This window comes from Paenibacillus sp. GL_099_B (genome assembly GCF_057835695.1).
On the sequence record NZ_CM174430.1, the window covers coordinates 1081541 to 1104668 of the forward strand.

Below are 23128 nucleotides of genomic sequence, written 5' to 3' on the forward strand. Positions count from 1 at the left end.
GAGATGATACCTTATAAAATGTGGTTCGCCGGAATTCGTGACTATGACAATACGGTAATGGATTTGTCGGGCAGACAGGAACATATATTGATTACTGGGCCTAATGGGGCAGGGAAATCAACGATCACGTATTGCATGGGAGCGGTCTTGTATTCATCCAAAGTAGAACTGGAAGGGTTGAAATCCCGGAATCTGCTACCGGATCATACCTGGAATGCACAGATCCGGTTGTTATTTCGCAACGAAGGCAACATGAGGATCGACGCTCCTGAATGGATCGAATTTGCGATATATATTTCACAGGAGCCAGGATCGGGGCAGCCTATAAAGAGGGAGTATGTTGTATATTCGGGGGATCGCCCTGGAGAGTGGTCACACGAAACCCGATATAGCTCAGGGGATCGGCAATATAATTTTACGGCATATAAGAGAGATCTGGAGTACAAATACAAAATTGACCCTGATTTATTCTACTTGATCTGGTATCAGCAGGAGGTTAATCAGTTCGCGATCATGCATTCGGAGGAGCGGTTTCGGATATTTGCAGAAATGCATGGCATAGATGCAGTGCAGCGGAATTGGGAAGAAAGTGTGGAACAATTGCAGGAAACACGACAAACGCTGATTCAGGCTGAAACCAATGTGAGTAACAAAAAACAGTGGTTACATATACAGAAGTCCAGCTTGGATCGATATGAGGATAACCGGAAACGCCTTCTGGAGGGCGGGAAATTGTATGCCTCCTCCCTGCTTCAACTGGAGGATTACTACAAGCGTGAAGAGAAGGATCTCAAGGATCAGTTGGAACAACTGGAATGGGATCGGGAGAATTCGGAGGATCAGCTGGCCCATATCAGGCTTCAAGCAACAGAAATTCAATTGAGGCAATCGGATAGCGAGCAACAGATGCAAGCTCTGACAGTTGAACTGCAGCAACGTTCTAGCCGGCAAGAGGAGCTAAACGCTGAGCAGACACAAATGGTGGAGGTTATCCAGCGTTTGGAATCAGATCTGGCAGCAATCCAACAGGAGCAGCTACGGATTACCCGGACAGAGAACGAGGTGCAGCAACAGCTGGATCAGGTCGTTAAACAGTTGCAGAAGCTTGGTCTGGAGCATGAGCAGTTACACAATAAGTTAAGCGCTGCTGATGATAGAGTTACCCAACATATCAAAGCAATTGCGTCACTGGAGACGGAAGCTGAACAAGATCGAAAGGCTGAACAGGAGCACATTGATTATTTGCAACGGTATGCTGGGAGTTATCAGGTGCAGGAAGAAATGACAGCGTTGGAAGAGCAGTTGAATGTGAACAAGGATCTAAAACGTGATCTGCTTCATCAGCGACAGGAGCTTCTTGATGAAAGGGATCGTCTGGCATCCAACCGGGATTGGTCCAGCCGTCAGCGTCAGTCTTTGAGCTATTTCGATAAACGCGGGGTTCAAGCTTACCCGTTGCGAGATCTTATAGAGATGGACGAAGGGACTCCATTTCAATCCGAGGAACGGCTGGAACCCATTAAATATGCCGTGTTTTTTGATGGTCGATATGCCAGTGTTCCCAATGATCTGTATCATGTGCCATTGAAGAGTGTCATTCCGGATAAATCAGTGATGAGAATTCCTTCCCTGCATTTGAAGGTGAGATCAGATTTGACTGAGGAATTATTGCCTTTCGCAATGAAAGCTCTATGGTGGGTAGAACGGTTTTTCGGGGAAGTCGAGCCCAGGATCAAAGAAGGTGTTTTGTTGGATAGCATGGGCATTCGAGGACCGCAGGAGGAGCGAAGATACATTTTGAGTGAACAGGCTCTTATACTCCGAAGGGAAGAGTTGGAGAAAAATATTACATTCCTGACAGAGAAGGTTGAACATACTGTTGATCGTATCACCCGCCTAGCCGGTAGGTTACAGGAACTGAACTCCATACTTCCTATGATGAAGCGTGCCGAGGCGTTCATGACGCGTGAACATGAACGCAATCATCGTGGAGACAAGCTGATGGAGGAGAATAGATTACTGGCGGCAGAACAACAAGGCATCCGGGAAATGAAGAAGCTGGAGTCCGGTATTATCAAACAACTTGTACAATTGGAGGAAGAACTTCGCGTATTGCAACTGGAAGCTGACTTCTATGTACGTCTCGGTAACTTGAAAGGAAAATACGAACAATTGAATGTAAGCCAGCACAAGTTGGCTGATCTGAAGGCTCAGATTGTTGATATTCAAGATCAGATGAAGGATGCTGAGGACCAGCAGGATGCAATCAGCAATCGCTTACGGCGGTTGAAGCGCGAAGATAATGATACGCAGGCCCAATTGGAATCCGAGACCAATAAGCTGAAATGGATCAATAAGCAGGTTGAGAATCGTCGGGAGTCTGTTGTTACCGCAGAAGCGGAGCATGTGAATATCATTTTGGAGATTGAGGATTTCAAAGGGGTTTCTTCACTACTAATGGAGCAGGTTCTCGAGGAACTGCAGATTTCGCAATTGGATGATGGTCAGGAAATAGGTCCAATATCACGTGCGGTACCTTCACTTTCCCAGATTCGAATGGGCTATGAAACTGGGAAAACGAAGTATAATCACGCGCGTAATGAAGCCAACATTGATCCTGCAGCACCCGAAAACTACAGGGTGGTGAAGGAGGAATTTGAACGACTTCAAGATGAATACAAGCGGACCAAACTGTTATTTGAACAAGATGAAGAGCGGACGATTCAATTAAAGGATCAGCTAGAGACAACGATACAGATGCGGGTACTTGAGATCCAACAGCAATTTCGGTCGTACATGACGCTATTTCAGTTTGAAGGAGAAATCAACTGGGAGCAATATGCGGACAAAAAAGGGAGAACCCGCTTTCATTTGTATATCCGTGCACGCAAGGAAGGACATCGGGGAACGATGGAAGATGTGAGTCTCAAGGCACGCGGAGGACGAGTTGGAAAAGGGGTATCTGGTGGAGAAGAGTCTCTGAGTTCTTTGTTATTCGCACTTGCGTTGTTGCGGAACTTGCAGACAAGTCCAGGCTTTATCGTACTTGATGAATTCGACAGTGCATTGGACGAACAACGCAAGCTGAAGGTCTTTGATCTGTATCATCGGGAACTGGCACGGAAATTAATTATCCTGACGCCCAAATCTCATGAGAATACCTATCTGGATCGATTCAAAAAAGCGTATGTTGTTCACCATAATCCGATTGTTACGCGAAGCAGAGTAGCAGGTATAAAGGTGTAAAAGCAAGAAAACAATGAATTCCAGTTTTGGTGGGTGTGAATATTCCATTTAGATAGAGACTGATAAGAAGTCCTTAAATCAAGTCCGGGCCAGCCCGGACTTTTTAGTGTATCATTTTCAATAAAATCTCAAACTTTGAAGATCGTTACGGTGTTGATTAAAATAGTAAGCTTTGAACATCAACAAGTGCTGATGTGTTTAACGTGCAAGTGGTTACCTTTACCGGATATCTTCGAAATGGGAGGAAGGACCAGATGATTACACCTATAGTGGCTGAGCAGGAAGAGGCTCGATTATACGAGGAGTTGCGGCGTGCGATTGAAGATGTGGAAGAAGGCGAGCAACGGCAAAAAGTTCTGAATCGGATGGTCAGACAGCTCAGGTTCGCCAAGTGGCGCAAAGATCGAATGCGCAAGGTCGATGCATACTGCCAAAGGATCAAGCCTGCGACACTTTGGATCATCTTAGCGATAGGCGCACTTGCGCCAGTCATGTTATTTAGCATGTTCATATGGGTATCGCTATGGGTGGAATGAAGTTGAAGCGAAGAGGGTAGAAGCCTGGGCGTCAACCGCAGTGGTGTACAGTATATTACTATGTCTGCTGCTCGTATTCCAATCAGCAAATCAGGAGCTTCGTGTTTCACGTTTCCGGGTTTATTCGATATGACTTATGGAGCAGCCAAAGTATGGATTCACATCTATGTGGTCATTACGCTGGTGGCGTTTTTAACGTATATAGGTGCGGGTGAAGAGTAGAGCAGTGAGGTCAGGCTGCAGCGGATGAATAGTTTCATATGTAAGTTGTTTGGGATTTAATTAGTAAATTAGTGGGAAAAAGAACCGTTAATAATCAGATTTTAGCATTCCGATTTTAACGATTCTCCGAACTGGCCTTAGGCTAGTGAGACATTTGCGTAGATTTGCCGTCTAAAGATTGTATTTGGCTCTGCATGTACTGGTGGTAATCGCGAAAACTGCCGATATGATGCAAGGAATCGGAATTTTCGGACTGCATTTTAATTTTTCCATCCTGAGGCAGTTTTTTCATCTCAGCAACCACTTGTTTCGAGCCTTGGATATCTCCGGCCATCTCCTGAATTCGTTGTAACAGCGTTGGGTGCCCTTCGTGTTGCAACATTTCAGCGAGAGGTCTCATTTCCTCCAACTTCTGGGTGGACCGTTCAAGCGTGGTCATTACTTTGTCTTCATCCATGCTCGCATTCAGCGAAACCATGCGATGAATATGATCCTTTTCCATCCGTTCCAACGCTTCCAGGTGGGAAGCCTCCAGTCGTTTGGGATCGCTCCAGCTCTCGGTTTGTACGGTATCCTTTTGTTGCGAAGCGTGGTTCATATTGGCATTGCCACAGCCCCATAACAGAGTCGAGCAAGTTAATACCGTTCCAACGACAATGATGCTTTTTAACCTCATGTTGTCACTCCTTCAATAATTTCCTTATGGGTAGTATGAGCCGTAAATTGGTAATTATGCATGCAAACCAATGGATCAGAATCTCCAACTTTTTAGAATGAGTATTGTTTATAAAGTAAAAGGGTTGCTTGTTACAAAGGGGAGAAGCTTATGAAACTGTACACTAACAACATCTGGCGATGGGGCACGATACTGTTGTATCCACTGCTAATGTTTTTAGATAGGAGTTGGACGGGGCAGCCCCATCCATGGTTCGCGTTAACCATTGCCATTGTGTTTTGTTTTCTGTGGAGCGGGGTGAAGGAGTTGTTTATCTCTACCGGACTGACCTGGCTGGTTGTCATCCCTTGCTGGTGGTACTTCTTTGAGCTTCCCAAACCATCGTTTGGCGCAGAGAATTTTGCCGCTCATCTGGTGCTGATCGTGCCGCTTTTTATATTTGTGGTGCTGCTGCCACAGACCCTGATTTTGACCACACGCATGCGAATAATGGAGTACTATAGGAAGAATGCTTCGCAATAGAGAAATCCTTAATTCCCCTATGCAAAATAATGCAGCATCAACCAAACAATCCCCTTGTCCGTTTCATACGGCAGGGGATTTGTTATGGCTACACTTTCCTACGGAATTTACCCGTATATGGAATGGTAATATGAATGTCCAGCTTCTGAATGGAATCTTCCGTCAGGATCATCTTTGTGCCGTTGTTGGACAGCTTGCGCCACAGGCTTGGATTTTTGCGATAAACCTTCTCCTGAAGTCCATAGATATCGACTCCACGTTTCAGACCTTCTCGATACGTTTGTAAGATTTGATCCCGTAACGTCTTCTCGCTAAATTGGACCATCTCATCATAGGAAATAGGGGTGAGATATTCATACAAGGCAGTCAGGTACTTGGCATCGATGTTGAAATAAACCTCATTCCCACGAATGACAGGCACAATCTTGATGTTGGGCAAGCCGACACTGAGCACACCATAGATGGTTCCTTCGTTTTCAATGATCAATGGCGCACGTCGCATATCTTTGAGTAACCAATGATATCCTGGAAGCTTGCTGTGGGGCAAATATTCGAAATCATCCCCGGTTCTTTCAAAAAAAGCGCCGTCAATGATAAACAGTTCATGATTCTTTTTGTTCTGCGACCAATGATCTTTGTTCATGGCGATGCATGGCAGATAGGTTGTTGTGGATGCATCGTTATGGGTGGAAATGAGTTTGAAACTGAGCACGGGAGGGAACAGCGATTCCTCCTGGAATGACGGAAGGGGGTTATGAAGAATGCTGTCCAGCGGCGACATATTGTATATGGACGTGGCACTCAGAATATTCTCCAATGGATCGCGAGTGCCGTATACCCAGGTGGTATAACGTGATTCCGGGAAGCGTCCCAGCATATCGAACACACCCTTGATGTGATTGCTTGTCAGGACACTTTCGGCCATGACAATGGCCGTCACATGGCCCCAGGCGATATGCAGCTGGGAACTTCGGAACAGTTCGTTTACAGCCAGATTCAATGTTTTCCCCGCTGCATGTCCAACCCATACGGGAGGGGTATCCGCAGATTTGGCTGAACTGTCACTTTTGGCTACACTGGCAAAGTCCATGGTCTGAACATACATGTGGTACAACCCGTCCTTGTAATCGATCCCGATCGCTTTGGCATAGTCCACCTGTTGGATCTCATATGCACTCCAGCATCCGCTGGTCACCAAACAAAGAGAGAGACTTAGCAACCCTAGCAACCATCGGTGCATGAGCCGTTTCATCGATCATTCCCTTCCTTGCGTGGCTCCTGCGTTTCCAGATAGACAGGTCTGCGCTTCATCCATCCTTTCGGAAGTTTGAACAAGGAGGCCAGTGCCTGTTTGAAATTAAGCGGACTGAGCGGCGTCAGATAAGGAATACCGAACGATTTCAGATCGGTCAGATAGATCAGGAACAGGATAATGGACAGAATGAACCCGTATATGCCAAGGGATGCCCCCAATACAAAACAGAAAAAGCGCAGAATCAGAACAGAACTGGTCATGACCTGATTCACAATGGTTGCCCCGGCCACTACGGTAACGGCAATGACGACAATCATGAGCGGGGAAACCATGCCTGCACGGATGGCTGAATCCCCGATAATCAATCCGCCAACAACGGTCAGCGTCTGTCCGATGGCGCTGGGGAGCCTTACCCCTGCCTCTCGGAACAGCTCCATCAGAAGCATAATGAGAAACATTTCCACACCAGACTCCATAGGCAGTCCCATGCGCCCAACCGAGATCGTGGCTACAAGCGGGAAGGGAAGCTGATCCATATGAAATGAAGTCAGCGCAATATAGAAACCAGGCAAGAATACGGTCACTAACAGCCCGATAAAGCGCAGCATGCGACCCACATTCACCGGAAGAAACGGGAAGCTGGCATCCTCGGGTGATTTGAGAAGCAGAAACAAATTAACGGGTCCGATGATGACGCTGGGATTGCCATCCACGATAATGATGAAACGTCCGTTCAGAAGACATTCCGCCGCAAAATCAGGTCTGCCCGTGTAATGGGTTACCGGAAACAATGTGATTTTGGAAGGCGATAACAATTCCTCCAGTTCATTGGCGGTCATAATCCGCTCTATGTCGATTTTGCGCAGCCGATTCTTGACATCATCAATCAGTTCGGGATTGGCAATATCCTTAATATACATCAGGGCGACTTTGGTCACGGAGCGAGAACCGATTAATTCAATATTACAAGCTAATTCGGCTGTACGCAGGCGTGTACGAATTAAGGCAATATTGACTGACAGTCGTTCGATAAAGCCGTCTCGGGACCCACGGATGGATACTTCTGTGCTGGATTCATCCGGCGTCCGGGTAGGAATGTTGGATATATCCATACTCCACATCTTCTGAAGGGAAGGTATGCAGATGAGCATATGTCCCTCAAACACCCGCAGGGACATGAGTTCCGTTCCCAGTGGATTGTTCTGCAAGTCCATACTTGTCCATTGCAGGGTAATGCACTTCTCGATATCAGATGCACGAACAAAGTGAGTTCTCTCGTACGTTCGCGTCAATTCTGGAAGAATAATATCATATATGGATTTGCTGTCTACCATACCGCTGCAATACACGACGACGATCTGTAAGGGAGACTCCCCAATCATATGACTGCTGATAATCACATCGTCTGAACCTGCAAAAAACGTTGTCAGATTATGCTCATTGATTCGGAATGGTTCAGCCTGATGAGGGTTCTTCTTCGGTGTGGTTGTGAGCGGCATGAGCGGGAGCCTCCTTGTCTTTTTTGTGTATGAATGCGGCGAGGGTCAACAGGACTGTTACAGTGGATACATAGGCCAGCATCACGGGAAATTGAATATGGTTTACATAATAGTCAACGTAATCAATTCTCCACCACTGTACAGCTATGGCGCACATGATGAAGGTGACGATTAGAACGGCAACGTACCTTTTCATTGGTCTGCGAAAATCGAGCAGATCGACGATAAGATAGATGGAGATAGCCACTCTGGCAAACGAACCGCTTAGCCATTGATAGATGGACAGGAAATCCACGTGCTGTAGCAATTTCCCTATATTCACCAGCTTCCATTGCTCATAGGGGCTATTTCGTTGTTTTGCTGCTTCCTCCGGACCGAACTCAACGATGGCTCCCAGCGTTGGGCCGATTGCCATGATGAGCATGAATAACCCGAGCAGCAGAAGATGCCACCAGCGAATTTTGCTTTTGATATCGTGTTGAAACAGCATCAATATCCAGATTTCCATCAGTCCGGCAAGCGAATAGATCATGCCCCTCAGGACGGGACCGGCACCATATTCCATGATGGGAAACAACTGACCATAGTCCTTGTATTTCATGTTGGCTGACATCACGAAATATCCAAGCAGGATCACGAATGGAAGCAGAAGACTTGAAGTCATGGCAATGGAACGGATACCTTTGGCAGCCGCCCAGGCAGCAACCAGTGCACCCACGCCTGCGAGCACATAGGGTGGGGTGAATTGCAGATAGGTGGATACCGTCCAGTTCGTTGTTTCATATAAGGTATGTGATCCAAGTGAAAGCAGCATGAGTGAGGCAGTAATACGGAAAATCCATGAAGGAATTGCGCCAAATTCCCGTGTGATCCAGTCAGTCAAACGCTGTCCGCGTACCCGCCGGATAATAACGAACATCATACATAGAAATAACAAAAAGAAGGGAGCAGCAGCGACTACCGATAGCCAGCCATCTCTGCCTGCATAATCCAGAATCGCCGGAATGGACAGAACATGGCACACGAGGCCTGCACTTAACAAAATGATGGAAAAGGACAGCCATATCGTGATTTCTCCCTTTTCACGGCTCATGGGAATCCTCCTTTCCGTTCAAGGAAGTTTCCGTTAGGTTGTACAGGAAATGGATTTTCGATTCCTGTTTTATTTTTTTGAACAATAGAAGACGAAACAAGATAGACGGAAGAGACAGAAAGCATTAACATACAGATATAGCAAGTTTAGAAGACAAGCTCCAAACGAAGTATAGAGAAATAGGAGGAAACCTACGATGACAAATACGACGAAGGCACCTGGAGAGACGAAAGTTGGCTTTATCGGTACAGGCGTAATGGGCAAAAGCATGGCAGGGCACATCCAGCAGGCAGGCTATCCGCTGCATGTCTATACGCGCACGGCCGCCAAAGCGGAAGCGTTGGTGAAGGAAGGTGCCGTATGGCATGACACACCAGGCAAACTGGCAGCCGAGTGTGATGTCATCATCACGATGGTGGGGTATCCTAAGGATGTCGAGGAGATTTATCTTGGTGAAGATGGTCTCGTGGCGAACGCCAAACCGGGTTCGTATCTGATTGATATGACCACATCCAGTCCGCTGCTGGCTGCACGGATCTATGAAGCCGCGGAAGCGAAAGGACTGCATGCATTGGATGCACCGGTTTCTGGTGGGGATATCGGAGCACGGGATGCCAAGCTGTCCATTATGGTTGGAGGTCGTACGGAGGCTTTTGAAGCGGTTCGTCCTTTGTTCGAGCAAATGGGCACCAATATTGTGCTGCAAGGCAAGGCGGGAGCAGGACAGCATACCAAAATGTGCAACCAGATCGCCATTGCTTCAGGCATGATGGGTGTATGCGAGGCACTCGCTTATGCCAAGACATCCGGTCTGGACGCGGAGAATGTGCTGAAGAGCATCGCTACCGGTGCAGCCGGAAGCTGGTCACTTAGCAATCTCGGTCCGCGCATGATCGCAGGCGATTATGAGCCTGGATTCTATGTGAAACATTTTATCAAAGACATGGGTATCGCTCTCGAATCTGCCAAAGCCATGGGCATGAAGACGCCAGGGCTGGCGCTGGCCGAATCCTTGTATCAGGAAATATCCAGCAATGGTCTGGATGAGAAGGGTACACAGGTGCTTTACACATATTATTTACAGGCTTAATCCTCACAACCAAGACAACAGCGTGTTCTTTTTCTTCAATAGAAAGGAATACGCTGTTTTTCAAAAAAATTCCCCTCTCGTATGCGTCTAAAGTCACAGTATTGGTTAAATATTGGTATATACTTTAGTTGAACAATGGATTTTTGGCCCTCTTCCCTTTATTTTTGCCCCTCTTTATCCGACATAAGGAATAGAAGTATACATAATGGATGTGCGAAACCCATACTACATAGAACGGAGCTTGCCCATGTTCAAAAAAATCCTGTCTCTGTTCAAGTCACAGCCAGAGCTCGCGAACCAGATAACAGCTTCCGCTTCATCTTTACCGTCAACGGCCCCTATTCCCACACGTATGGTCCGCAGTAAACGCAAAACGAAATCGGATGGAGATTGGACCCGTCAGCCAGAGGAACCAAGCACTGCCCAGCAGCTGCATGGTCTTCCGGGTGAATACAAAGTTCTGAACGACTTGCTCGTTGCCAATTCCAAGTCTCGCTCGGGTTACTCATCGATTGACCATGTTGTCATCGGTCCGCGGGGAATCTTCGTGATTGAGACACGAAACCTGACAACAGGTGAGATTCGTGGCGGCCGAAGAGAGGCCAACTGGACAGTCAGCAGCAGCCGAATCAAGATGTACAACCCATTGATGCAGCACCGAGGGCATGTAGAGGCCATTCAGGCACACCTCGGCGATTATAAAAGAGTTCGTCTCGTCTCCATGGTGACCTTCACCAATCGCTGCCGGATCAGTGTTGATCCAGCTGTGCGGTATGTCAATTCGGATGAACTGATTATCTATGATCATGAATTGGTGGAGACCATTCTGCGCAAAACGGAAAGGCTTGAGACCGAAGTCCCCGAAACGTTGTATAAAGAACAGGATATCCAGGCGATCTACAACTTGCTGTCCGCAGTCAATTCCACGGATCCCCAGATTCGGGCTGATCATATGGAGAAGGCCAAAGGCATCAAATAAGAGGAACCTGCAACCTGTTGCATCATCCATGCGCGATGAATTGAAACGAATGATGCAGCACACCAAGCGTACATATCAACATGGTTGTCCTTCATGGATGACCGTGTTTTTTGTTCTCTCCGTAAGTGAGAATAGGAGAGGCAGAAGTGCAGGTGAGCATGCAGGCACATTGTCTTATACACCCAGTATTTAACTTATGATAAAATAAAGACCAGATTCCATAGTGATCTATCTATGTTATCCGAAAGAATATGTATGGAATGAACTGTTCATGGATTGAAGTAGAGGTTGATGTAATTCAGGTACATACATAAGATAAGGGGAAGATTAAACGATATGAGATGGAATCATAGGATCAAGATGTTCACGGCCATTTTCAGCTTGGTTGCCATATTGACTGCATGTGGCGGTGGGGCGAAGGAAGCAACAACGAAGGAGTCTGCTCAGGATGCTGGCACGGTAGCCACAACGACTACTAGTTCCGACACCTCAACGGCTGACTCGCCGGCAGCAGATACGAATGCAGAAGACTCTGCGGACACCTCCTCAACTTCCGATTCAACGGGGTCTTCGTCTGAAGAAGGCAAGATCGGAGTGGACTCTACACTGGAGGAATTGAAGCAGAAGTATGCGGACAAGCTTGGCTATATCCGTGTCCCGCTTAATGATCATCCAGTGCGCAGGGTAAGTGAAGAAGGCTCCAAAAATATTAATATCGCCAACTACAGTGATGCGATAGTGAATATGAACACAGGTATTCCGATTCATTCCGATTCACAGCGTTTGATTGATGATGCCTTTCCTTTTTTCACTACCGTTCAGGCACCAGAAGTGTCCTATGTATCATGGGAAGAAGCGACCAATCTGGAGCGTGCCATGGTGAAGACGTTGTTTATCTCTCGTCAGGCGCTGCTACTCACGGAGGATGCCATGAAGAACAAGGATTACACCAGTCAATCCTTTACGGACTCGATGGAATTTTTCAAGAATGCAGCGGAGTTCGACTCCATGGCACCTGTCGCGCAGCATACGTATGACATCACTTTAACGAAACTGTACGATAAAGCCCGCGAGTCGTGGGCCAGACTGGCTGCAATAGATCCGGAACAGGACGAAGCTGCATTTGCCGAGAAGTATACGGAAGCCAGAACAGAAGCGAATAACGTGATGGGGCTGCTGAACATTTTGCTGTCCACCAATGAAGAAGAACGTTTGGAGCAGACGTACGGCAAATAGTCATCTATGGGAAGTTACTGTTCCGAAAAATGTTCACACCGCCTATCATAGAGCAGGTAGAAACTCTGACTACCGTCGACACGGGGTCAGGGTTTTTCTGTTGTTTTACATAGGGGTATGATATCTTTTTTAAGAATAAAGTGGTGCGGGACAAGGGTGAGGTGCGAAGAGCGATGAGATGGATTCAATTATGTAAACGCTTTAAATTCAGAACAAAACTGATTTTGTTTCTGTCGGCGGCGACTGTATTGATATCAGGCATCACGGGGTTAATTACTTATCGCATACATATTTCGCTGTTTAATGAAGAAGTGAGTCGCCAGTATAGTCTTACCGCAGAACAGGTACTTGCAAGACTCGACTCCAGAGTACATGACATGTATAAAGTGACGGACTACATTACGTTGAACCCGTCTGTGAAAAATGCAATCAAGGCGCAGGCTGCGGGCATTTCCTCCTACGATCAGATGAAGCTGGAGGACGAACTGGATGACCAGTTGTATCAGGTACGTCTCGATGCACCGGAGATCATGGGAATTCGAATCTATGATCTTAAGGGGAACATATTTAATCTCGGTACGTTTGCCGGATCGTTTCAACAGATGGACCCTTCATATTTGGCTGAGATGGTCCATAAGCTGGAAGGGACGGGCGGGGAATATGTATGGAACCGTCTGGATGCAGATGCTTTTCTTCAGGAGGAAAAATCCAACTGGATTCTGGCAGGGCGTTTAATGCGTTCTGTTGATCTGGAAACGTATGGAGTCATGTTAATCCTCTTTAATACCTCTCTGTTTGAATCCTATCTCAAGGACCTGCGTCTTAATGAAGATATTGCCGCGTATTTGTTGGATGCAGATGGGAAACTGGTATATGCGTTTCATAATCAAGATGCGGACCCACCACCGCTGACACAACTAAGCATGGGGGCAACCGAGATTAGGGACGAGCAGGGGACCGCTCATTTGTATACAAAACAAACGTCAGATAAAGCGAAGTTCACGTTGATCAGCAAAGTATCCTTGGCACAGATTCAGCACAAGGGCAAGATTATCGTAAAGGTTGCTGTATTTTCTGCGGCAGCCACGGTTCTGTGTTCGTGGATCATTATTACCATCATCAGTCGCAGGCTGCTGCGTCCCTTGGCCAGTCTGGTTAACGCAATGAAAAGAGTGCGCGACGGACAATTTGATACACGCGTTCGGATTCAGACACAGGATGAACTGGGCTTCATCGGGGAGCGATTCAATGCGATGGCATCGCGGATCGATACGTTGATTCATGAAGTCTATGAGCGCGAATTAAGTGAAAAGCAAGCTGAGCTCAAGGCTATACAGGCCCAGTTGAATCCACATTTTCTGTATAACACATTAAGCATGTTTTTCTGGAAGTTCTATATGCTTGGAGATGAGAAGTCGGCGCGTCTGGTTACGGCCTTGTCCGAGATGCTGCATTATACACTGGAGCCGGTCCAGCGGTTGACTACCCTACAGGATGAGATGACCCAGATTGACCATTACCTGCAGATTCAGCAGGCCCGGTATCAGGAGGCCTTATCGATCGAGATTTCTGTTCCTCCTGAACTGCTCCGGTGCCAGGTGATTCGGCTGCTGCTGCAACCCATCGTGGAGAATGTGTTTGTTCATGCCTTTGCGGACAAAAGAGACAATCGTCGTCTGGAGATTCGCGGCTTCCGGTGCGCGGGAAATGATGCAGAATCGGACATGCTTATCCTGGAGATAGCCGATAACGGATGCGGGATGGCCCCATCCATGATGGATCGTATTTTGGCACCTTTGGCGCACGCTGATGAGGAGCGTCAACACATTGGCATGAGAAGTGTACTCAGACGAATCGAACTGATTCATGGCGAGCCTTATGGTGTGCAGATCGAATCCACTGCTGAAGTGGGAACGCTGGTGCGGCTTCATTTGCCCTATCAGGTAGAATAGGTTTCTGGACGTGAACAGATAACATGCTGAGAGGAGAATACATCCATTGAATGGACGAATGCTCGTAGTCGATGATGAAGCGATGTTTCGGCAAGGATTGATACATCTGGTTTCCAACAATCCGCTCGGGTGGGAAGTGGTTGGTGAAGCAGCCGATGGAGAAGAAGCGCTTCAAGCCGTAAACAGCTGTACACCGGATCTAATTATTACGGATATCAACATGCCTGTGATGGATGGCTTGGACTTGGCAGAACAGATCCATGATCGTGGTCAGGACATTATGATCATCATTTTGACAGGCTATCGGGAGTTTGAATATGCACAGCGAGCCATCCGTTATGGTGCTATGGAGTTTCTGCTCAAGCCCTTCTCTCTAGATGAGGCCTGTCGTGTTCTGCGCAAAGCGCATGAGCGATACTGCCAGCGACAATCCGATAACCGAATAAGGGAGCAGTACAGTCTAGTAGAGAGAGCGGATCGATTGCGTGATGAGTTGGCAGCATTCTTGTTGAACCAGCAGATGCCGCAAATGGCTGCACGGATAGATGAACTATTCAGCAATGCATCCCGGATGCCTCTCCCTGAATGCAAAGCCGAGATTCAGCTGCTCATGAAAGTGATGACCGATCTGTTAGTGCAGCAGTTCCGTCTTCAACAGTCTGCGGGTGTCGACAAGTTCGGCCCAGATCCGTTGCTCTGGATTCATACGGTAGCGGAAGTGATGGTTTGGGCACGCTGCAAAAGTGATGAATGGCTTGGTATGCTGGTCCGGCTTACGCAGGAACAGCAGGATCACGTGGTCACACGGGTCCTTCAGTATATCGAGATGAACTATTCCAGCAATTGCAATCTTCAGGCGGCAGCCGCGCATGTTCACGTGACCCCCAATTATCTCAGTCACCTGTTCAAAAAAGAAACCGGACATGGCTTCAGCCAGTACGTCAGTAAGCGTAGAGTTGATAAGGCGAAGTTACTGCTGCACAGTACCCGGCAGAGCATGGCGGACATTGCCGAACAGACCGGGTTCGATAACTCCAGTTATTTTACAACCGTGTTCAAACAGATGACCGGGCTGTCGCCCCGCGAATTTCGCAAGCAGCCGAGCCATGAGAGCAGCGAGTAGAAGCTGATACTGATCACAGCCCCACGATGTGGGGTTATTTTGCGTAGAAATTTAAAAAAGGATCGTTAAATATCGAATGTTTACGCTTACATTTTTATCTAAAATACAACTATAGACATCCACAGCAGAGAGGAGTGATGAACATGAAGGGAGAGCTGGCCGCAAGGCCGCCAAGGTTGGAACCGCCTGACAGCGAAGTGAGGCAGAGAATCCGGCAGCAGCGGCTTCGCCGTTTCAAGACGAATATTCCGCTACTATTGATGTTTCTTCCGGTGATCCTGTTTTATCTTATCTTTCGTTATGCGCCGATTGGGGGGCTGGTCATCGCCTTCAAGGATTATAACTTCTATGACGGGCTCTGGAACAGTCCATGGGTGGGCTTTCAACATTTTCAGATCTTGTTCAGCGATCCGCGCACAGTGGAAATCATCCGTAATACTCTATTTCTCAGTCTGCTTAGCATTATCGTGGGTTTTCCCATCCCGATTATTCTGGCGATCATGCTGAATGAAGTGAGAAACATGGCGTTTAAGCGGACCGTGCAGACCGTGGTGTACATGCCGCACTTTTTCTCCTGGGTCATCATTGCAATGATGATCATGACCGTATTTTCACTGGAGAACGGAATCGTGAACCGATGGGTGGAAGCCTGGACGGGAGAGCCGTATCCGTTCATGTACAACAAAGGCTCTTGGATCGCCGTTTTTGTCGGGTCAGGTATCTGGAAGGACATGGGCTTTAACGCGATTATTTTTCTCGCGGCACTAACGACGATCGATCCAAGCCAGTACGAAGCTGCACAGATGGATGGGGCGAGCAAGCTGCGACAGATCTGGCACGTAACCCTTCCGGGCATTCGCTCCACCATTATTTTGCTGCTTATTCTGTCGATGGGGCGCGTGATGGAAGTTGGATTTGACCAAGTGTATATGCTTCAGAACTCTAACGTGAACGAGGTTGCTGATGTCATCAGTACGTATATTTATCGCACAGGTCTTCAGGGAGCGCAGTTCAGCCTGACGACGGCCATGGGATTATTTGAATCACTGGTTGCATTTATGCTCATCTATTGTGCCAACTATATTGCACGTCGATTTAACGAAGGTTTGTGGTAAGGGAGGCGGAGCAGAGTGAGAAAAACACGAGGAGAACAAGTCTTTTATATAATCAATTATGTGTTGTTAACATTGGTCGCTATCAGCTGTATCCTGCCCCTTCTGAATATTGTGGCTTTGTCGTTGAGTGATGCGAGAGCCGTAGTATCCGGTAAAGTAGGGCTATGGCCAGTCGACTTCACCTGGTTTTCCTATCACAGTCTATTGACCGGGACGCCGATCCTGAATGCGTTCTGGAACAGTGTCGAGATTACGTTAATCGGTACGGGGCTGAGCATGGCTGTTACGATTATGGCGGCGTATCCGCTGTCGCGCAGGCATTTTTACCACCGCAGGTTTTTTACGATGGCGATGGTATTCACGATGATTTTTAACGGCGGATTGATTCCGACTTATCTGGTGGTGCAGAACCTTGGGCTGGTGAACAGTTATGGTGCACTTTGGCTGCCAGGTCTGGTAAGTACGTATAACATGTTGATTATGAGATCGTATTTTGAAAATCTGCCAGGGGAAGTGGACGAAGCTGCGCGCATCGATGGATGCGGAGAGCTCGGTTTGTTATTTCGGATCGTGCTTCCTCTGTCCAAACCGTTGCTGGCGACCATTGCTCTGTTCTATGGTGTAGGGTACTGGAATTCATTCATGAGTGTGATGATTTATATCAACGATACCTCCAAATACAACATGACTGTACTGGTTCAGAATATGATCATGTCCAATCTGAACGTGCAGGATTTTACCGATCCGACGATGATTTCGAATCTGACGCCAGAAGGCATTCGGGCAGCGGCCGTAATCGTGATGGTCATTCCCATTTTGGCAGTGTATCCGTTCTTGCAAAAGTACTTTGTTAAAGGGGTCATGCTGGGCTCCATCAAAGGGTAGTGCAGGCTGTAAGCCATTCGCTTATTTCATTTCACATTATATAAGAAAGAGGGTCTGATCTTATGGCGATATCCATCAAGGCATGGATGAAGTCCGGTCTTGTTCTGGGCTTGATCGGCGGAATACTGGCAGGGTGTTCAGGAGGAAGTGGAAGTGAGCAGGCTGAAGGGGAAGGTGCGCGCGGCAATATAACGTCGACGATCTATGATCGCGGCGCCGTACCAAGCGGTATGGGAACGATTGAGGATAACATGTGGTCCAAGTGGATCAATGAGAACGGCCCGGCCAACGTCAAATATACTGCGGTTCCCCGCTGGGAATCGCAGTCCAAACTAAACGTGCTGTTCGCTTCGGGCAGTGCACCGGATGTTATTTTTGAATTCGGGACTCCTATTCGGAATACGTTATTTAATCAAAAACAACTGATGCCGCTGGATGAACTGATCGAAAACTCCAGTGTGGAATATAAAGCGCTGATGGAGAAGTATCCACAGTTAAAGAAGGCCGGGATCAAGAGCGATGGCAAGTTATATGAAGTGGGCCGAATGAATGAGGTATTTCCGCTGACCAGTTTCTTCATCCGTGAAGATTGGCTGGAAAAGCTGAACCTGGAGGTGCCAACGAACGAAGCAGAGATGCTGGCGGTCGCCAAGGCATTCACAGAGAATGACCCGGATGGGAACGGTTCAGACGATACTTTTGGAATCGGAGGTTTGCAATTTGGGGACACCGCGGGATTATTCCGCTACATGTACAATGCCAATTGGGTGAACGTGGAGGACGGGGAGATCGTGGTCGGCCCCAATCACATGAAGGAAATGACGGCGTTTAAGCGGGCATTGTTTGAGGCGGGGGTAGTAGACAAGGATTTTCTGACCGACAAGGATGGAGCCAAGTCCAAGCAGGATTTCCTGAACGGGAAAATAGGCATGTATGCCGCAATGACGGCTGATTACACCGGATTTGCGGCCAAGGAACTGGATACGCTCATGCAGAATGTGCCTGATGCCAAGCTGAAGGTCATTGCCCTGCCTTCCACATCAGTGGGTCAATATACGATGGTATGGAATAACCCGGTACAGATGACGGCGGTCGTGAATGCCCGTGCCAAAAATCCGGAAGCCGTCATTCAATATATCGATTTTCTGACCAAAACCGAGACAGGCCGAACGGTCAAGAACGGGTTCGAAGGCACGCATTATACGTTGAACGATCAGGGCTGCCCGCGTATATCTGACCAGGAAAAGTACAAACAGGAAATAAGCTGGGCTGGTGATTACGCGATGCTGTACAGCCGCCTGGAGGAAGGCAAATGCGGTTACACCGAAATGCTGTTCAGTGAGGAAATCGCGTCCCAGAAGGAAGGACTTCGTCTCTTCAAGGAAGCAAGGGAAGTATACATGAACGATCTGCCAGTAGGAGAAGGCGTTACCCATTCGGAACATATGCCGCAGCTGCCCAAAGAGCTTCAGGTGAAGCTTACCAATGTGACGACAGCCATTAATGATATTTTCACCCGTTCCATTATTAGCGGCAGTAAGTATACGGTTGAGCAGGCTGCTGCAGAAGCGGAGCAAAAGTGGGAGCAGGGTGGTGGCCCGGAAATTGAAACATGGTACAAAGAATGGTGGAGCAAGGAAAAGGACAATGTACTTGTCTGGGATGATTTCTATGAAATCTATGAACAGCAGCAGGCTGACTTCAAGAAGTCAGAGTAACACAGAGTAAGATGGAGTAACTGGACCATTTCAATGAGAGATTTGCTGGAATGAGTTGAGTGTCAACAAACGTATTCAAATTGGGATATCATCGCACCTGGGCAACGCTGCCCAGGTTTTTTTTGTTGCATATGAATGTTCTCTCACCGCCTATTTCAGGTTAATAATCAGAAGGAAAGAAGATATTAGCGATTTGAAGGTTCAAAATGCGATATAATAAGCGTATTGGATACGTGAAATTTTACATAGAGTTATGGAAAGAGACTAACGGAGCTGGCTGCGTGAACATACCAAATCGTCACGAAGATTAAACGCTCTGGGCCGGAGGAATGGTTATGATCAAGCTGTTGTACTACTTGAAGAAGTATCGAGTCGCCGCCATCGCAGCACTGGTCATGATGCTGATTGAATTGACGGTCGAATTGGCTCAACCCTATTTGATCTCGAAGATCATTGATAACGGTATCCAGCAAGGAGATCTGTCAGTGGTTTGGCTATGGGGTGGGGTGCTTGTGGGCAGTGCCGTCGTGGCATTTGCCGCGGGTATTGCGAGTTCATTTTTTGCGTCACATGCGAGTCTCGGCTTCGGTTACGATCTGCGGGAGAAGCTGTATGATAAAGTGCAAGCGTTCTCTTATGCAGTGTTTAACCGTTTTGCAACATCATCCTTGATTACCCGATTGACCGGGGACGTTACACAGGTGCAGGATACGGTGTTTATGAGTCTGCGATTCATGACGCGTGTGCCTCTGGTGGTGATTGGGAGCATGATTATGGCGGTCGTGGTGAATCCGAAGCTGGGTCTGCTGCTCGTTGTGATGGTGCCTGTGCTGCTGGTGTTTGTCATCTGGATGATCAAAAAGGCAGCGCTGCTGTTCCGCAATGTGCAGCGCAGACTGGATGCCGTCAACGGTGTCATCCAGGAAAATCTGACAGGCATTCGGCTGATCCGTGTCTTCGTCCGGATGGGCCACGAGATTGAACGCTTTGCCGGTTATAGCGGCAAGCTGATGAAAGGCACGATTTCCGCGCTACGCTTGACGGAGACAACGATGCCATTCATGCTGCTCATGATGAATGGTTGTATCATCGCCGTGCTATGGTTTGGACGACGTGACATCACTACCGGAAATGCAACCGTGGGTGAAGTCGTCGCAGTTATTAACTATCTGCTCCGCACCATTGGCGCCATGTCTGCACTGTCCTGGATTCTGGTGACCTTCTCCAGAGCGAGTGCTTCGGCACAGCGGCTTAACGAAGTTTTTGACACGGAGGAAGTTTCGGAATCAGCTCAAACATTGAATACAGGTCGTTCTGCACAAACTGGGAAAGGGAATGCTGTTATCCAGGGTGCAGTTGATTTTCAGGGTGTAGGATTCAGCTATCCGGGCAGTGAAATTACCGTGCTGGAGGATATTACATTCTCAGCTAAACGAGGCGAGCGTATCGCCATCATGGGAGCGACAGGCTCGGGTAAATCCTCACTGGTACAGCTCATTCCAAGGCTCTATACCGAAGATCAAGGCGAGGTTCGTATAGATGGTAATGATGCAGAACGGTTGGACATTTCCACATTGCGCGGAGCTATCGGTTATGTGCCGCAGGAAGTGGTCCTCTTTACCGGATCAGTACGCGATAACATTGCCTGGGGCCGGGAGGACGCAACGCTCGAAGAGATTAAGGAAGCAGCGCGGCGTGCCCAGATTCACGAGACCATTGAGAAGCTGCCGAATGGCTACGATACACAGCTGGGTCAGCGGGGAGTTAATCTGTCAGGTGGACAGAAGCAGCGGCTCTCGATTGCTCGTGCATTGATTCGTCGTCCAAGCATCTTGATTCTGGATGACAGTACAAGTGCTCTCGATGTAGCCACGGAAGCAAGGCTGCTGGGTGCACTTGAAGAGTTATCATGTACAACGTTTATCATTACGCAGAAGATCAGTTCAACCACCTCTGCCGATCTGATTCTGTTGTTGGACGACGGGCGTCTGATTGGACAGGGGAAACATGAGGATCTGATGGATTCATCTGAACTGTATCGCCGAATCTATGAATCACAATACGGGGAGGGTACACCACATGTTCAAAGCATTCATTGAACCTTTCCGTCAGCCCCCACCGCCGATTGATCCCGAGACGCTGAAGGCAGGTGGAGGTCGTAAGCCGAAGGCACGGGCGAAGAACTGGTCCGGTACGTTAGGCCGGATCTGGGCGTATCTGGCCCGTCGCAAGGTCAAGCTGACGATGGTGCTGTTGATGGTATTTGCCAGTTCCGCGCTCGCTTTGCTTGGACCTTATATGGTCGGTGTAGCTGTGGATAAATTCATTGATGGAGAAGCAACGAGTTCCAGCTGGACGACATTTTTATTGGGCCTGTTGGCAGTCTATGTTCTCTTCTCCTTGTCGTCATGGCTTCAAAATATATGGATGATCGAAATTGCACAGGAGACCGTGTTCCGCATGCGGTATGATCTGTTCTCCCATCTGCACAAATTACCGATTCCATTCTTTGGCAAGCGTCAGCAGGGTGAGATCATGAGCCGGGTTACCAACGACATTGAGAATGTCAGTGGTACGCTGAACAGCTCGGCCATCCAGATTTTCTCCAGTGTGCTAACACTGATCGGAACGTTTGGCGTAATGCTTTGGTTAAGTCCGCTGCTGACCTTGCTTACATTTATCGTGGTACCGCTGATGGCTATTGGCATGCGCTGGATTACGCGCAGAACCGGGCCTTTGTTCAAACAACGTCAGCGTAATCTCGGCGAACTCAATGGGTACATTGAGGAAACATTGTCCGGACAGAAGATTATCAAGGCTTTCTCGCAGGAGGAACGGGTGATTCGTGGGTTTGAGGAACGAAATACGAAAATCCGGTTGTCCGGTTTCTGGGCACAGACGATCTCCGGTTTTATTCCAAAGCTGATGAATGGCCTGAACAACCTGAGCTTTGCGATTGTCGCAGGCATCGGCGGGATCTTGGCGATTCAAGGTTCCGTTACAGTTGGGGTGATTATCATCTTTGTAGAATATGCCCGTCAGTTTACCCGTCCGCTCAACGATCTGGCCAACCAGTGGAATACGTTGCTGTCTGCGATTGCCGGGGCAGAGCGCGTGTTCGAGGTGCTGGATGAGGATGAGGAAGCGAAGGATGAAGGCGCAGCAGTATCTCTCGAAAAGGTGGAGGGAGCCGTTCGTTTCGACAAGGTATCCTTTGGATACGATGAAGGACGTAATATTTTGCATGAAATTAACTTTGAAGCAAAGCCGGGCGAGATGATTGCTCTGGTAGGTCCGACCGGGGCAGGGAAAACAACTTTGATTCAGCTGTTGTCCCGCTTCTATGATCCTACATCCGGTACACTAACGGTGGATGGACGTGACATTACGACCATTCGTCGCGAGAATTTGCGCTCGCACATGGCATTTGTTCTTCAGGATTCATTCCTGTTCCAGGGTACGATCCGGGAAAATATCCGTTTCGGCCGACTGGATGCGACTGACGAAGAGGTGGAAGCTGCTTCAAGGCTGGCGAATGCCCATTCGTTCATCATACGGATGAAAGACGGGTACGACAAAGTGCTTCAGGCCGACGGAAGTGGCATCAGTCAGGGACAGAAGCAGCTGCTTGCGATTGCCCGGGCAATTCTGGCCGATCCGTCCATCCTTGTATTGGACGAGGCGACGAGCAGTATCGATACCGTCACGGAGATTAAGATCCAGGAAGGGCTGCAGCGCCTGATGCAAGGCCGCACCAGCTTTGTTATCGCTCACAGGCTGAACACGATCCGCCAAGCCGATCGCATTCTTGTGCTGAAGGATGGTCAGCTACTGGAGCAGGGTTCGCATGACGCATTGCTGGAACAAGGCGGCTTTTACAGCGAACTGTATTACAGTCAGCTGCGGAACAAGGCACAATAGTATAAAAAAAGAGCAAGTAACTGAACCTTGAAAGTGTTCGAGTACTTGCTCTTTTTGCTG

At 48.1% G+C, this 23128-nt stretch carries 17 protein-coding genes; 13 read left to right on the forward strand and 4 right to left on the reverse strand.

The features are described from left to right. The first annotated feature begins 3 nt into the window (after positions 1-3). Both AC3ITG_RS04995 and AC3ITG_RS05000 read left to right on the forward strand, forming a co-directional pair. Complete coding sequence (locus AC3ITG_RS04995) at positions 4-3246, forward strand: chromosome segregation protein SMC (RefSeq protein WP_489253006.1); 3243 nt, start codon at positions 4-6, stop codon at positions 3244-3246. A 254-nt stretch (positions 3247-3500) separates the two neighbouring features. Further along, on the forward strand, positions 3501-3782 hold the full coding sequence (locus AC3ITG_RS05000) for a hypothetical protein (protein WP_489253007.1): 282 nt from the start codon (positions 3501-3503) through the stop codon (positions 3780-3782). A 364-nt stretch (positions 3783-4146) separates the two neighbouring features. On the opposite strand, the gene AC3ITG_RS05005 is transcribed toward AC3ITG_RS05000, so the two are convergent. Further along, a complete protein-coding gene (locus AC3ITG_RS05005) occupies positions 4147-4680 on the reverse strand; it encodes a hypothetical protein (protein WP_489253008.1) in 534 nt (177 codons plus the stop codon). Between the two features lie 150 nt (positions 4681-4830). On the opposite strand from AC3ITG_RS05005, the gene AC3ITG_RS05010 reads away from it, so the two are divergent. After that, entirely contained in the window at positions 4831-5202 is a 372-nt protein-coding gene (locus AC3ITG_RS05010) for a hypothetical protein (RefSeq protein WP_489253009.1), read from the forward strand. 88 nt (positions 5203-5290) lie between these two features. Here the strand turns inward: AC3ITG_RS05010 and AC3ITG_RS05015 are convergent, their stop codons facing one another. From AC3ITG_RS05015 to AC3ITG_RS05025, 3 genes are read right to left on the reverse strand one after another with little or no spacing between them, the layout of a single operon-like run. Further along, positions 5291-6454, reverse strand: a complete 1164-nt coding sequence (locus AC3ITG_RS05015; protein WP_489253010.1) for a Ger(x)C family spore germination protein — start codon at positions 6452-6454, stop codon at positions 5291-5293. Continuing rightward, a complete protein-coding gene (locus tag AC3ITG_RS05020) occupies positions 6451-7956 on the reverse strand; it encodes a spore germination protein (RefSeq protein ID WP_489253011.1) in 1506 nt (501 codons plus the stop codon). The genes AC3ITG_RS05015 and AC3ITG_RS05020 overlap by 4 nt, the downstream gene beginning before the upstream one ends. Further along, positions 7913-9049, reverse strand: a complete 1137-nt coding sequence (locus tag AC3ITG_RS05025; protein ID WP_489253012.1) for a GerAB/ArcD/ProY family transporter — start codon at positions 9047-9049, stop codon at positions 7913-7915. The genes AC3ITG_RS05020 and AC3ITG_RS05025 overlap by 44 nt, the downstream gene beginning before the upstream one ends. A gap of 196 nt (positions 9050-9245) precedes the next feature. Here AC3ITG_RS05025 and AC3ITG_RS05030 point away from each other — a divergent pair, with 196 nt between their 5' ends. From AC3ITG_RS05030 to AC3ITG_RS05075, 10 genes are all read left to right on the forward strand, one after another. Continuing rightward, positions 9246-10139, forward strand: a complete 894-nt coding sequence (locus tag AC3ITG_RS05030; RefSeq protein WP_489253013.1) for an NAD(P)-dependent oxidoreductase — start codon at positions 9246-9248, stop codon at positions 10137-10139. Positions 10140-10386: 247 nt separating this feature from the next. Continuing rightward, positions 10387-11118, forward strand: coding sequence for a nuclease-related domain-containing protein (locus AC3ITG_RS05035; RefSeq protein ID WP_413375622.1), 732 nt, complete (start codon positions 10387-10389; stop codon positions 11116-11118). A 336-nt stretch (positions 11119-11454) separates the two neighbouring features. Beyond that, positions 11455-12354, forward strand: a complete 900-nt coding sequence (locus AC3ITG_RS05040; protein ID WP_489253014.1) for a hypothetical protein — start codon at positions 11455-11457, stop codon at positions 12352-12354. A gap of 173 nt (positions 12355-12527) precedes the next feature. Next, entirely contained in the window at positions 12528-14306 is a 1779-nt protein-coding gene (locus tag AC3ITG_RS05045) for a cache domain-containing sensor histidine kinase (protein ID WP_489253015.1), read from the forward strand. 46 nt (positions 14307-14352) lie between these two features. Beyond that, entirely contained in the window at positions 14353-15429 is a 1077-nt protein-coding gene (locus AC3ITG_RS05050; RefSeq protein WP_489253016.1) for a response regulator transcription factor, read from the forward strand. Between the two features lie 143 nt (positions 15430-15572). After that, entirely contained in the window at positions 15573-16544 is a 972-nt protein-coding gene (locus AC3ITG_RS05055; protein WP_489253017.1) for an ABC transporter permease, read from the forward strand. A gap of 15 nt (positions 16545-16559) precedes the next feature. Continuing rightward, on the forward strand, positions 16560-17429 hold the full coding sequence (locus AC3ITG_RS05060) for a carbohydrate ABC transporter permease (protein WP_489253018.1): 870 nt from the start codon (positions 16560-16562) through the stop codon (positions 17427-17429). Between the two features lie 62 nt (positions 17430-17491). Continuing rightward, a complete protein-coding gene (locus AC3ITG_RS05065; RefSeq protein ID WP_489253019.1) occupies positions 17492-19147 on the forward strand; it encodes an extracellular solute-binding protein in 1656 nt (551 codons plus the stop codon). A gap of 335 nt (positions 19148-19482) precedes the next feature. Further along, positions 19483-21246 carry an ABC transporter ATP-binding protein gene (locus AC3ITG_RS05070; protein ID WP_489253020.1) on the forward strand — a complete coding sequence of 588 codons (1764 nt, stop codon included), beginning with the start codon at positions 19483-19485 and terminating at the stop codon, positions 21244-21246. Continuing rightward, a complete protein-coding gene (locus AC3ITG_RS05075; protein WP_465115470.1) occupies positions 21227-23068 on the forward strand; it encodes an ABC transporter ATP-binding protein in 1842 nt (613 codons plus the stop codon). Before AC3ITG_RS05070 ends, AC3ITG_RS05075 begins: the two co-directional genes overlap by 20 nt. The last annotated feature ends 60 nt before the right edge of the window (positions 23069-23128 follow it).